Source organism: Desulfosporosinus sp. OT, assembly GCF_000224515.1.
Lineage (GTDB): Bacteria > Bacillota > Desulfitobacteriia > Desulfitobacteriales > Desulfitobacteriaceae > Desulfosporosinus.
This window is the reverse complement of sequence record NZ_AGAF01000208.1, coordinates 1-12,015: the sequence shown is the minus strand read 5'-3', so window position 1 is coordinate 12,015 and position 12,015 is coordinate 1. Positions and strand designations below refer to the sequence as shown.

Sequence of the window (12,015 nt, the reverse complement as noted above, 5' to 3'; positions counted from 1 at the left end):
ATAAGGAGAGAATGGACACATGCAGCAATCTATAACTATTATCGGAGCAGGTCTCGCAGGTTCAGAGGCCGCTTGGCAGCTGGCTGAGCGCGGGGTAAGAGTCGACCTATATGAAATGCGTCCGCATAAAACGACTCCCGCACATCAAACCGACCAGTTTGCAGAACTAGTTTGCAGCAACTCGTTACGAGGGGCTGGTTTAGAGAACGCTGTGGGGCTATTAAAAGAAGAAATGCGCCGTTTAGGGTCCTTCATTATGGGGGCAGCAGATCATAATGCTGTTTCCGCGGGTGGGGCTTTGGCAGTCGATCGAGAACTATTTTCGAGTGAGATTACAGAGCGATTAGAACATCATCCCAACGTACATGTTCATCGGGAGGAAGTGCATCAAATACCGCAAGAAGGAATCACTGTGGTGGCGAGCGGTCCTTTGACTTCCGATGATTTAGCGGCAGATATCCGGAGGTTAACCGGAGAAGAAGCACTTTCCTTTTACGATGCGGCTGCCCCGATTGTCACGCTTGAATCAATTGATTTAGACAAGGCTTTTTGGGCTTCACGTTACGACAAGGGAGAAGCAGATTATCTAAACTGTCCTATGACTAAGGACGAGTACGACTCGTTTTATAACGCGTTGATAGAGGCAGAGACAGCTGAAGTTCAAGGCTTTGAACAGGGGAAGGTTTTTGAAGGCTGTCTGCCTGTTGAAGTGATGGCCAAGCGTGGTCCCCAGACTCTGACGTTTGGTCCCTTAAAACCAGTTGGACTGTTGGATCCTCGAACAGGGCGGAAATCTCACGCCGTTGTACAGCTTCGTAAGGAAAATCAAGCGGGAACACTTTTTAATTTAGTAGGTTTTCAAACTCATTTAAAATGGGGGGAACAAAAACGGGTGTTTTCGTTAATTCCCGGCTTGGAAAATGCTGAGTTCGTGCGTTATGGAGTGATGCATAGAAATACTTTTCTCAACGCCCCTAAGGTACTTAAAGCAGATTTTAGTCTAAAGACAAAGCCAACAATTTTCTTTGCCGGTCAAATGACTGGGGTTGAAGGATATGTTGAATCTGCAGCGAGCGGGCTTCTAGCAGGCCTTAACGCTTGGCGGCGGTTGAATCAGAGAGATGGCCTCGTTTTCCCAGCAGAAACGACGTTGGGGGGGTTAGCTCGTCATTTGGAGGGTTCTCCTAGTCAGAGTTTTCAACCGATGAACATAAACTTTGGATTGCTCCCGCCTTTGTCCAAAAGAATACGGGACAAGCGCGAAAAAAATGCACAAATTTCTGAACGCGCTTTGGCTTTTCTTGAGGAGTTCTGTGGGCGGGAGGATTTAGGGAGGTAAGCAAGTGCTGGTCGATGAAGCGTTAAGCTTATTTGCAGGTTATCAATCTTCTCAAAACCGATCAGAGCATACCGTTATTGCTTATCAGACTGATCTAGGTCAATTTTTCCGTTTTGCCGCACTCGAACAGGGGTTGGAACCAGAATCACTCATGGTGGATATGATCGATGTCTATATTGTTCGCAGTTTCCTAGGTGTTTTAGCAGAACATGGATTGGCTAGAAAAAGCATGGCGCGTAAGCTTGCTGCGCTAAGGTCGTTTTTCAAATTTCTATGTCGTAAAGAAATCCTTTTAATAAATCCGGTACAGCGGGTAGCAAGTCCAAAATTAGGACGTAAACTCCCGCATTTTCTATATCTAGATCAGGTAAAGGTGCTGTTAAAGGCTCCCGATGGTACAAATCTATTGGGTTCACGCGATCAAGTAATTATGGAGTTGCTCTATGGCTCTGGGCTAAGGGTCAGTGAACTCATTGGCTTAAATCGAGAGGATCTTGATCTGGAAAGCGGGCTAATCAGGGTCCTCGGGAAAGGGAGCAAGGAGAGGGTGGTCCCGGTAACCAACTATGCAATTCAGGCAATTAGGGTTTATCTGGGATTGCGTTCAGATGACAATCAGGCTCTTTTGCTTAATTATCAAGGAACGCGTCTATCAGATAGGTCGGTCCGGAGAGTTTTAGACAAATTGGTCGCCAAGATTAGCCTGGAACAACATGTGAATCCACATATGCTCCGTCATTCATTTGCCACTCATCTGTTGGATGGTGGAGCTGATTTGCGAAGTGTCCAAGAGTTACTGGGGCATCAGAAACTTTCATCTACTCAAATCTATACGCATCTAACTCGTGAACGCCTTAAAGACGTCTATACTCAATCTCATCCTCGAGCGAAGGACTTACGTATGCCAGAAAAATAGTAAATTTTCACAAAAAGGGGTAAATTGCCTACAATTGACTTGACACGCCGAAAATGCACGAGTAAACTTCATTAGGGAGGGTTAATCATGTTTCATGCAACGACTATAGTCGCAGTTAAAAAAGGGGAACACGTAGCCATAGCAGGGGACGGTCAAGTGACCTTTGGTCAGGCAACCGTAATGAAACATACAGCCCGGAAAGTCCGTCGTTTGTTTCATGAAAAAGTGATTGCAGGGTTTGCGGGATCCGTTGCGGATGCGTTTACGCTTTTTGATAAGTTTGAACAAAAACTGGAGGAGTATCATGGGAATCTTCAGCGCGCGGCGGTGGAGCTTGCTAAGGAATGGCGAACCGACAAAATGCTAAGAAACCTTGAAGCACTACTTTTGGTTGCGGATGCCCAAAACCTTTTGATTTTATCGGGTTCAGGTGAAGTCATTGAACCCGACGATGGAATTGCCGCAATCGGATCCGGTGGAAACTATGCTTTAGCTGCTGCTCGTGCCTTGGCAAAACATACAGATTTGCCTACTGCGGAAATTGTACGTGAAGCTATGCTTGTAGCTGCTTCAATTTGTGTTTATACTAATGAGCAGATCATTGTAGAAACGTTATAGGGGGTGAAACTATGGACAGCTTGACTCCACGCGAAATTGTCCGTGAATTGGACCGCTACATTGTAGGACAAGATGCGGCAAAACGTGCTGTTGCAGTTGCTTTGCGTAATCGTTATCGACGTTCTTGTTTAACAGAGCAATTGCAAGAAGAAATTATACCGAAAAACATTTTGATGATTGGTCCGACGGGCGTTGGGAAGACGGAGATTGCCCGGAGGTTGGCAAAGCTTGTTCGCGCCCCATTCATTAAGATTGAAGCCACGAAGTTTACTGAAGTTGGTTATGTGGGCCGAGACGTGGAAGCCATTATTCGTGATTTGGTCGAAATTGCTTTGCGCATGGTGAAGGTAGAGCGCGCAGATAAGGTTCAGGCGCAGGCGGCGATCAATGCCGAGAAACGCTTGGTTGAGTTATTGGTTCCAGAAAAACGCTCGGAGAGTTCATCAAGTAATCCTTTTCAGATGTTGTTCGGGCAGGGGTCAGAGCAAGAAAAGAAAATTGACGTGACTCCGGAAATTGAACAAGAGCGCAAGATAGTGGCGGACCGTTTGCGTCTGGGGGGACTAGAAGAGCATGTTATTGAGATATCTGTTGAAGAAAATACACCACTTTCCGATATGTTAGGTAACAACAACATGATGGAGATGGGCTTGAATATTCAGGATATGATGTCTGGGATGCTCCCTAAGCGGCACAAAAAACGAAAAGTAACCGTACGCGAGGCACGGAAAATCTTGATCAATGAAGAAACTCAAAACTTGATTGACCAAGATGAAGCGGTTCAAGATGCCATCCGGAGAACTGAACATGAGGGAATTGTTTTCTTAGATGAAATCGATAAAATTGCAGGACGCGAAAACGCGGGTAGCTCAGACGTTTCCAGGGGAGGAGTACAACGTGACATTCTCCCGATCGTTGAGGGTTCTACCGTCGTCACGAAGTATGGACCGGTCAAAACCGATCACATCCTGTTTATTGCTGCGGGAGCTTTTCATCTCAGCAAGCCCTCCGACCTCATTCCCGAACTGCAGGGAAGATTCCCTATTCGTGTGGAACTTGAATCGTTAAGTGTAGCTGATTTCAAACGTATTCTTACAGAACCTCAATCGTCGTTAATTAAACAGTACAGCGCTTTATTGGGAACTGAAGGAATAAAGGTAGATTTTACAGAGAATGCTATTGATGAATTAGCAGAGGTCGCCTACAAAGTGAATTCTTCCACTGAAAATATTGGGGCTCGACGACTGCATACGATTGTCGAAAAAGTACTGGAAGAATTATCGTTTGAAGCTTCTGAACTGCCTGATGATTACACTGTCACAATAAATCGCGAATATGTTCAGCATCGTTTGGGTAATGTGGTTCAAAATCAAGATTTGGCGCGCTATATCCTGTAGATAGATGGTTGAAGTAATAATATAACTCATGAAGCAAGTTTAAGGAGGATAACTAAAACTTATGGACAAAGCAACATTGTTAGAAAAAACGAGAACCATTAATAAGTTGATCCAGCGTGCTGCTGGAAATCCGGTTGATTTTGAGGAAATGGCTAAAGTTCTCCAGCAGGCTGTGCTTGCCAACTGCTATATTGTGGGACGACGAGGGAAAATTCTTGGGTATAGTTTTATGGACCATTTTGTTTGTGGAACAATGGAGGAAATTGCAAGGAGATCGGAACGCTTTCCTGAAAGCTATAATGAAGGTCTGATGAAAGTCACCGAGACTTTAACGAATACTTGTCAGGTTGCCAATGGCTGTGTGTTTAATTCTAATGAACGATGTCATTTCACGAATAAACTTACTACCGTTGTACCGGTTTTAGGTGGAGGCGAACGAGTTGGGACGCTCGTGTTAGCTAAATACGACGTAGAGTTTAATGAAGACGATCTTGTGCTTGCCGAATACGGGGCGACGGTTGTAGGAATGGAAATTCTGCGGGTAAAGGCGGAACGCGCAGAAGAAGAAGCTCGTAAAAAGGCGGCAGTCCAAATTGCTGTAGGAACCCTATCGTACTCTGAACTAGAGGCAGTAGAGCATATCTTTGCCGAATTGGGGGGCGGAGAAGGACTGTTGGTAGCCAGCAAGATTGCTGATCGAGTGGGGATTACTCGTTCTGTCATAGTTAATGCACTGCGCAAGTTTGAATCGGCCGGTGTGATTGAATCCAAGTCGTTAGGCATGAAAGGAACTTATATCCGAGTTCTTAACGATTATTTGCTGGACGAACTTGATAAACATATCAAACACACTAAATAGAAGTCAGGGGTCAGAAGCCAGATGAGTCAGAACAGGGTATTCCCCTTCTGATTCCTGGCCTCTGTTTTCAGACCGCTGTATCGGAGGGTAATTTCATGGATGAACATGATTACGTTTACCAACTGAGACCGCTTATCGTGCCAGGCCTCATGTTTCTGATCCTCTATCCCCTTATTATGGGTAGTGTGCATTTCCTTAGAAAGCTGCCGATCATGGAACTAAGGGTGCTTATCGGAATCTATGTTGTTTCCGGGCTGGGAATCCTAGCCTTGTGGGTTATTGGCAAAAGTAAACATGTGCAAATAGAAGAGGGGCAAATTGTCTTTCAATCGTTGCTTGGGGAGCACATCTTAGAACCAAAGGATATTCGAAGAGTTGCGTTCTATTTCGATGGAAAAGGGCAGGAAGTTGCTCAGATTCGTACGAATGATGAGTTTTATTACGTGAGCGAATTCTATTTCCCCTTTCCCGAACTTATGAGTGACTTGGAAAATTTTATTCAGAGGTACGGCTTGCGTTCCAACCTTCAGAGTTATGTGGGCTTGAATAAATAGGTTTGCAATGAATTGTAGAATGTGCTATTCTGTAATCAGTGTGATTTAATGACACACGCAATGGGATTATAGCGCCAGTTCCCTGTCGGGAGGCAGGGGGCGTTTTGAGATGAACTTGCGGAGGAAAAAAACAAACAAGAAAGAGGTTTTAAACACAATGGCAGTAATTTCGATGAAACAATTATTAGAAGCAGGTGTTCACTTCGGACACCAAACGCGCCGCTGGAATCCGAAAATGGCTCGTTATATTTTTACGGAGCGGAATGGAATCTACATTATCGATCTCCAAAAAACCGTAAAGAAAGTTGATGAAGCTTTTAACTTTGTTCGGAACCTTGCTACTGAAGGCGGTACCATGTTGTTTGTAGGTACTAAGAAGCAAGCCCAAGAATCTGTCAAAGATGAAGCTGAACGTTGCGGTATGTATTTTGTGAACGAGCGTTGGCTCGGTGGTATGCTGACAAACTTCCAAACGATCCAAAAACGAGTCGACCGTTTGCGTGTTTTGGAACGGATGGAGGCAGAAGGCGTATTTGAAGTGCTTACCAAGAAAGAGGTTTCCGCGCTTCGTCATGAGATGGAAAAGCTGGAGCGCTTCTTAGGTGGCATCAAGAACATGAAAAAGCTTCCGGACGCGTTGTTTATCGTAGATCCACGTAAAGAACGTATTGCGGTTGCAGAAGCACGTCGTTTGCATATTCCAATTGTAGCAATTGTTGATACAAACTGCGATCCGGATGAAATTGATGTTGTTATTCCAGCTAACGATGATGCAATTCGTGCTGTCAAATTGCTTACTGCGAAAATGGCTGATGCTATTATTGAAGGGCAACAAGGCAACCTAGATGAGGTTGAGGAATCTGGGGAAGTAGCCGAAGGATAAAATCGATATGCGAAGCACGAGGTTCGATTACCACGCATAGTGCTTCGTGAATATAGTTTTTAATGAAGGTTCGAGGTTCGAATATCGCGCCTCGGGCCTCTATACGTGCGAGGCATAAAATATCGCAAATTGTGTCGAATATAGCGCATCGAGCATAGTACATCGAACTATAGCTCCACTAATTTTACTTATCGTGCATCGTGCCTCGAGCATCGTGCATCGAATTATAGGAGGGGTAAGTATGGCAGACGTAAGCTCAGCTCAAATTAAAATGCTCAGGGAACGTACTGGTGCTGGTATGATGGATTGCAAAAAAGCACTTGTCGAGTGTAATGGTGATACAGAAAAGGCTTGTGATTTTCTACGGGAGAAAGGACTTGCAGCCGCCGCAAAAAAAGAAGGTCGTGTTGCAGCAGAGGGAACGGTTGAGTCCTATATCCATGGTGGAGGACGAATTGGTGTATTGCTCGAAGTAAACTGTGAGACAGACTTTGTGGCTCGTGGAGATGAATTTAAAGTATTAGTTCGCGATCTTGGCTTGCATATTGCAGCAGCGAACCCACAATATCTGACCAAAGAAGATGTTCCAGCAGAAGTGCTCCAACATGAGAGAGATATTTTGAAAGCGCAAGCTCTTAATGAAGGTAAACCGGAGAAAATCATCGAGAAAATGGTTGAAGGTAGAATTGAGAAATTTTACAAAGAAGTTTGTTTAATGGAACAGCCTTTTGTCAAAGATCCTGACAAGAGCATTCACGACTTAGTTCTTGACAAAACGGCCATAATTGGTGAACGTATTGTTATTCGCCGCTTTACTCGTTATGAGCTTGGTGCAGGAATTGAGAAACGACAAGATGATTTTGCTGCCGATGTTATGAAAGAAGTAAATCGATAAGTCAAACCTAGACAATCTATTTAGAGAACACCCTGGTGTTCTCTTTTTCGAATGTGAGAGGTTTCGCTCTCTAGGCATAGAATTAGTTTAATGGAGGTTAATCCATGGAAAAACCACGGTATGAACGAGTTGTCCTTAAGATAAGCGGGGAAGCACTTGCTGGTTCTCAAGGCTTTGGGCTACAACATGACATGCTAGTTACTGTAGCGCAGCAAGTGGCCGAAATTCGAAGTCTGGGGGTTGAAGTTTGCCTAGTCGTTGGTGGCGGAAACTTATGGCGCGGCATTGCTGGTAGTGCTCAAGGTATGGATCGGGCAACAGCTGATTACATGGGTATGTTAGCGACAGTGATGAATGCCTTGGCTTTACAGGATGCCTTGGAAAAAGCTGGTTCAGATACTCGCGTCTTATCTGCAATAGAAATGCGGCAAGTTGCTGAGCCCTATATTCGTCGTCGAGCCATTCGTCATATGGAAAAAGGACGCATTGTGATTTTTGCGGCTGGAACAGGTAATCCATACTTCTCGACCGATACGACAGCTGCTTTGAGAGCAGCTGAAATTGAGGCAGATGTCATTTTAATGGCCAAACGAGTGGATGGAGTCTATGATTCCGATCCGCTCAAGAATCCTCAAGCTAAGAGATTTGATCGATTGAGTTATCTGGATGTGCTGAGTAAAGGTTTGGGAGTGATGGATTCTACTGCGACCTCACTTTGTATGGATAATGATATCCCAGTTATAGTGTTTGACCTCACGAATGAGGGTAATATTCATCGTGTTATCATGGGTGAATCTATTGGAACATATGTTGGGAGGGATAGTCAATGATCTCTGAGGTGATTAAAGACGCGGAAGAACGGATGCATAAAGGGGTTGACGCGTTACGTAGAGAATACGCCACGATCCGCGCGGGCCGTGCGAATCCTAGTGTCTTGGACAAGGTTATGGTCGAATACTATGGAACTCCAACGCCCATAAACCAGCTGGCGAATATCTCTACACCCGAACCAAGAATGTTAGTGATCCAGTCTTGGGATAAGTCTGTTCTTCCTGCCATTGAGAAAGCAATTATGAAATCAGATTTGGGGCTAAATCCGTCAAGTGATGGCACGGTGATTCGTCTCATCATTCCCCAACTCACAGCACAGCGACGTGCGGAATTGGTGAAAAAAGTGAAAAAAGAGGCGGAAGAAGCTCGTGTTGCGGTCCGTAACGTACGCCGCGATGTGAATGATAAGCTTAAGAAACTGGAGAAAGACCACGAGGCCTCCGAAGATGACATCAAGCGGGCTCAAGAAGATGTTCAGAAGATGACCGATAAGATTATCAAAGAAATTGAACATGTGATGGAAACAAAGGAAAGCGAAATCACCGAAGTATGATGGATGCTTGGCTCGGCCGAGACTGGAATGAAGTTAAAATTGAAGTTGAACGTTCGGGTAAACCTTACGCTTTCCAAATTACGCGCCCTCATGGTAAAATGGAAGCGTGGGGAAGCATCCGAGTTGTCCGCGTCAGAGAATTTGATGACCGCCTGGACATCGTTTTAGCGCATGAAAAATTTTCGCTTAGGCAGCCTTAGACCCCTACTCGTTGTTCGATATTCGTAGTTCGTGGTTCAATACTCAAATTAAGAACCACGAAAGTACGAATTACGAATATCAAATAGGGGTCTTTTCAAGGTTCGTGATTCGTAGTCCGAAGCTTGTAGTTTGAATTTCGAACAACGAATATCGAACTACGAACATCGAGTAGGGGGTGGGATGATGTGGTTCAAACCTTGGAAACAAAATAATGCGGAATCATTGAACCAGGTTGCTAGGGACCGCCTGCCTCGTCATATCGCCATTATTATGGATGGTAATGGGCGATGGGCTCAGAAACGAGCACTTCCTCGTTCAATGGGGCATCGGGCAGGTGTTGAGGCCTTACGTAAAATTGTTAAGACCTGTTCTAAGCTGGAAATTGAAGTCTTGACAGTTTATGCGTTTTCTACAGAGAACTGGCGAAGGCCTAAAGATGAAGTAGGAGTTCTCATGAAATTGCTCACAGAATATCTGAAAAAGGAACTCGCGGAGCTTCACCAAAACAATGTTGTGATTCGAGCAATAGGGAAAATTAATGACCTTCCTCGTGAGGCGCAGCATGAATTAGAGCACGCGATGGAGAAAACTCAAAATAATACAGGACTCATTCTCAACCTGGCCTTAAATTATGGTGGTCGATCTGAAATTTTAGATGCCGTTAAAAAACTGAGTAAAGATGTCATTAGTGGCAAGCAACGTATTGAAGAAATTGATGAGGAACGATTTAGTAAAGCGCTCTTTACAAGTGGGCTTCCTGATCCGGATTTACTTATTCGGACCTCAGGAGAAATGAGGTTAAGCAACTTCTTACTCTGGCAGCTTGCTTATACAGAAATTGTCGTTGTCGAGGAGCTCTGGCCAGATTTTGGCCAAAAGGCTTTACTGGATGCGATTGAAGTGTACCAGAAACGGGATCGCCGTTTCGGAGGAATACATACAAATTGAGGAGTAGCACATGTTTATAAGAACAATTAGTGCATTGATTGGTGCTCCAATTTTTTTGGGACTAATATATTTAGGTGGGCCATATACAGCTTTTCTGGTTGCTGTGTTAACCTTATTATCGTTGCGGGAATTTTTGCAAATTGGTGAGCATATGGGTATGCGCGTTTGGTATAAACTAACGATGGTGGTCACGGTTGTTTGGCTGATCAATCTGTTTGTCGGTGGTCAACAATGGATGATGCTGGTTCTTGTTTTCTGGCTTCTCATTGGGCTTGGACGGCTTGCCTTGACTTTTCCGAAGACGCCATTATTAGAAGCAAACTTTAATTTGTTATCGGTCTTGTATGCAGTGGTTTTGTTATCGCATATTTATTTGCTTCGGCAACTTCCGAGAGGAATGGAGTGGACTTTTCTTACGATTCTGATGGTATGGGCTACGGATATAGGTGCATACCTTATAGGGAGACAATTCGGACGTCATCTTTTAGCACCTCAGGTTAGTCCAAAGAAAACTTTAGAAGGTTCTTTTGGAGGACTCGTATTTTGTATTACGGTGGCTTTAGTGTTTTGGCATTTAATTGGCGGCGCTTCCTGGATTACGTATATAGTATTGGGTGGGGTTGTTGGAATCAGTGCTCAAGTAGGTGATTTGTTCGAGTCAGCCTTGAAAAGAAGCGCAGGGGTAAAAGATTCTGGAAAGCTTATTCCGGGGCATGGGGGGGTCTTGGATCGGTTCGATAGTCTTATCTTCGCACTTCCGTTGGTATATTACGGCGTAATCCTATTATCGTGAGGTGAAAGAGTTGAGCTTCAACCATAACCATCCTCTATGGGCAAGTATCAATAGGCTTGCAGTGGTTACAAGCGCGCTTGTCCTGTTGAAAGTCTTTACATATTTCTTCCAAGAATTCTTGCCTGTTTTTGGCGAGGTCATTGGAAAAACGTTTAGCGCCTTTTTACCGTTTATTATTGCTCTCCTTTTGGCCTTTTTACTTGAACCGCTTGTTGTGCGTCTGATGAGATCCATACGCATTCGTCGGACGTATGCGGCGGTACTTACGCTCAGTTTGGCTATTGCAGTATTGAGTCTTTTTGTTTTTTTGATTGTGGCCCGCCTTTATACAGAGTTATCAGAGTTGGCGATTACGTTGCCTAATTATGGCTATGTTGTGGATTTAGCAACGAAGCAAGTAGACTCAGTTGAAAAATTCGTAAAGCTTAATCCTCAAATTCAAAGCACTCTGTTTACTTCGACAGAGACCTTGGCTAGAACCCTGCAAGAGTGGGCTAAATCGGGGAGTGTGTTTTTGCTGGGGTTTCTGGCGGCGTTACCTCGTGTATTTATTGTCCTCATCGTGTCCCTGGTTGCGACATTGCTTATGAGCTCAAGTTATCCAAATGTAAAACAGTTTATTTCTGACATTTTTCCCCGTCGTTGGCACGTCAGTGCTCAGGCAATTAGTGAGGGTTTGGGAGCAGCGGTCGTGGGATATATACGGGCTCAAGCTATTTTAGTATCCGTGACGGCGCTTACGACAATCGTCGGTCTGTTGCTCATTGGCAATCGTTATGCAGTTACACTCGGGGTGCTGGCTGGATTTTTAGATTTGGTGCCGATTGTTGGTACAGGCATTTTGTTTGTACCTTGGATCATCGGGTTACTAATCTTAGGATCGTTTGGAGAAGGGCTAAAGCTGTTAGTGATGTGGTTTATTACTGTTGTCGTACGTCAGTTTCTGGAGCCTAGAATCATGGCTAAAGGAATTGGGCTCCATCCGCTGCCAACCCTCATTTCGATGTACGTCGGCCTCCAATTGCTTGGAGGGGTTGTAGGTCTTATTGTTGGACCCGGGCTAGTGATAAGTTATGAAGCCTTACGCAAAGCAGGTGTTTTTGGGCCTCCTAAAAACTAAAATAGTTTTTTTCAATGATAACTAGTTTTATCAGTTGGATGGATACAAACTTATAAGTACAGGAAGAGATGATTTACGTTGAAAACACTGACTTTATTAGGATCAACA

General features: G+C 44.4%; 14 protein-coding genes. All 14 read left to right on the top strand.

Annotated elements, in window-relative coordinates; translation table 11 throughout:
* The first annotated feature begins 19 nt into the window (after window positions 1–19).
* The 14 genes from trmFO to ytvI all read left to right on the top strand — a co-directional run bounded on the left by trmFO (window position 20) and on the right by ytvI (window position 11,907).
* Window positions 20–1,339 carry a methylenetetrahydrofolate--tRNA-(uracil(54)-C(5))-methyltransferase (FADH(2)-oxidizing) TrmFO gene (trmFO, locus tag DOT_RS19175; protein WP_009622373.1) on the top strand — a complete coding sequence of 440 codons (1,320 nt, stop codon included), beginning with the start codon at window positions 20–22 and terminating at the stop codon, window positions 1,337–1,339.
* Window positions 1,340–1,343: 4 nt separating this feature from the next.
* The gene (gene xerA, locus DOT_RS19170) at window positions 1,344–2,255 is read left to right on the top strand and encodes a site-specific tyrosine recombinase/integron integrase (protein WP_009622371.1); all 912 of its coding nucleotides are present in this window, start codon (window positions 1,344–1,346) and stop codon (window positions 2,253–2,255) included.
* Between the two features lie 87 nt (window positions 2,256–2,342).
* A complete protein-coding gene (hslV, locus tag DOT_RS19165; protein WP_009622369.1) occupies window positions 2,343–2,873 on the top strand; it encodes an ATP-dependent protease subunit HslV in 531 nt (176 codons plus the stop codon).
* Window positions 2,874–2,884: 11 nt separating this feature from the next.
* Window positions 2,885–4,270 (top strand): ATP-dependent protease ATPase subunit HslU, encoded by a 1,386-nt coding sequence (hslU, locus tag DOT_RS19160; RefSeq protein WP_040412937.1) that lies wholly within the window; start codon window positions 2,885–2,887, stop codon window positions 4,268–4,270.
* Between the two features lie 61 nt (window positions 4,271–4,331).
* On the top strand, window positions 4,332–5,129 hold the full coding sequence (gene codY / locus DOT_RS19155; protein ID WP_009622363.1) for a GTP-sensing pleiotropic transcriptional regulator CodY: 798 nt from the start codon (window positions 4,332–4,334) through the stop codon (window positions 5,127–5,129).
* A 95-nt stretch (window positions 5,130–5,224) separates the two neighbouring features.
* The gene (locus DOT_RS19150; protein ID WP_009622361.1) at window positions 5,225–5,683 is read left to right on the top strand and encodes a hypothetical protein; all 459 of its coding nucleotides are present in this window, start codon (window positions 5,225–5,227) and stop codon (window positions 5,681–5,683) included.
* Between the two features lie 157 nt (window positions 5,684–5,840).
* A complete protein-coding gene (rpsB, locus tag DOT_RS19145; RefSeq protein WP_009622360.1) occupies window positions 5,841–6,566 on the top strand; it encodes a 30S ribosomal protein S2 in 726 nt (241 codons plus the stop codon).
* 241 nt (window positions 6,567–6,807) lie between these two features.
* Window positions 6,808–7,461 (top strand): translation elongation factor Ts, encoded by a 654-nt coding sequence (gene tsf, locus DOT_RS19140; RefSeq protein WP_009622358.1) that lies wholly within the window; start codon window positions 6,808–6,810, stop codon window positions 7,459–7,461.
* Window positions 7,462–7,565: 104 nt separating this feature from the next.
* Entirely contained in the window at window positions 7,566–8,291 is a 726-nt protein-coding gene (pyrH, locus tag DOT_RS19135) for a UMP kinase (RefSeq protein WP_009622356.1), read from the top strand.
* The gene (gene frr / locus DOT_RS19130; protein ID WP_009622354.1) at window positions 8,288–8,845 is read left to right on the top strand and encodes a ribosome recycling factor; all 558 of its coding nucleotides are present in this window, start codon (window positions 8,288–8,290) and stop codon (window positions 8,843–8,845) included. The genes pyrH and frr overlap by 4 nt, the downstream gene beginning before the upstream one ends.
* On the top strand, window positions 8,842–9,045 hold the full coding sequence (locus tag DOT_RS19125; RefSeq protein WP_009622352.1) for a hypothetical protein: 204 nt from the start codon (window positions 8,842–8,844) through the stop codon (window positions 9,043–9,045). The genes frr and DOT_RS19125 overlap by 4 nt, the downstream gene beginning before the upstream one ends.
* A 181-nt stretch (window positions 9,046–9,226) precedes the next feature.
* A complete protein-coding gene (locus DOT_RS19120; protein ID WP_139024252.1) occupies window positions 9,227–9,994 on the top strand; it encodes an isoprenyl transferase in 768 nt (255 codons plus the stop codon).
* Window positions 9,995–10,004: 10 nt separating this feature from the next.
* Window positions 10,005–10,787 carry a phosphatidate cytidylyltransferase gene (locus tag DOT_RS19115; protein ID WP_009622348.1) on the top strand — a complete coding sequence of 261 codons (783 nt, stop codon included), beginning with the start codon at window positions 10,005–10,007 and terminating at the stop codon, window positions 10,785–10,787.
* A 10-nt stretch (window positions 10,788–10,797) separates the two neighbouring features.
* The gene (gene ytvI, locus DOT_RS19110) at window positions 10,798–11,907 is read left to right on the top strand and encodes a sporulation integral membrane protein YtvI (RefSeq protein WP_009622346.1); all 1,110 of its coding nucleotides are present in this window, start codon (window positions 10,798–10,800) and stop codon (window positions 11,905–11,907) included.
* Window positions 11,908–12,015 lie beyond the last annotated feature (108 nt).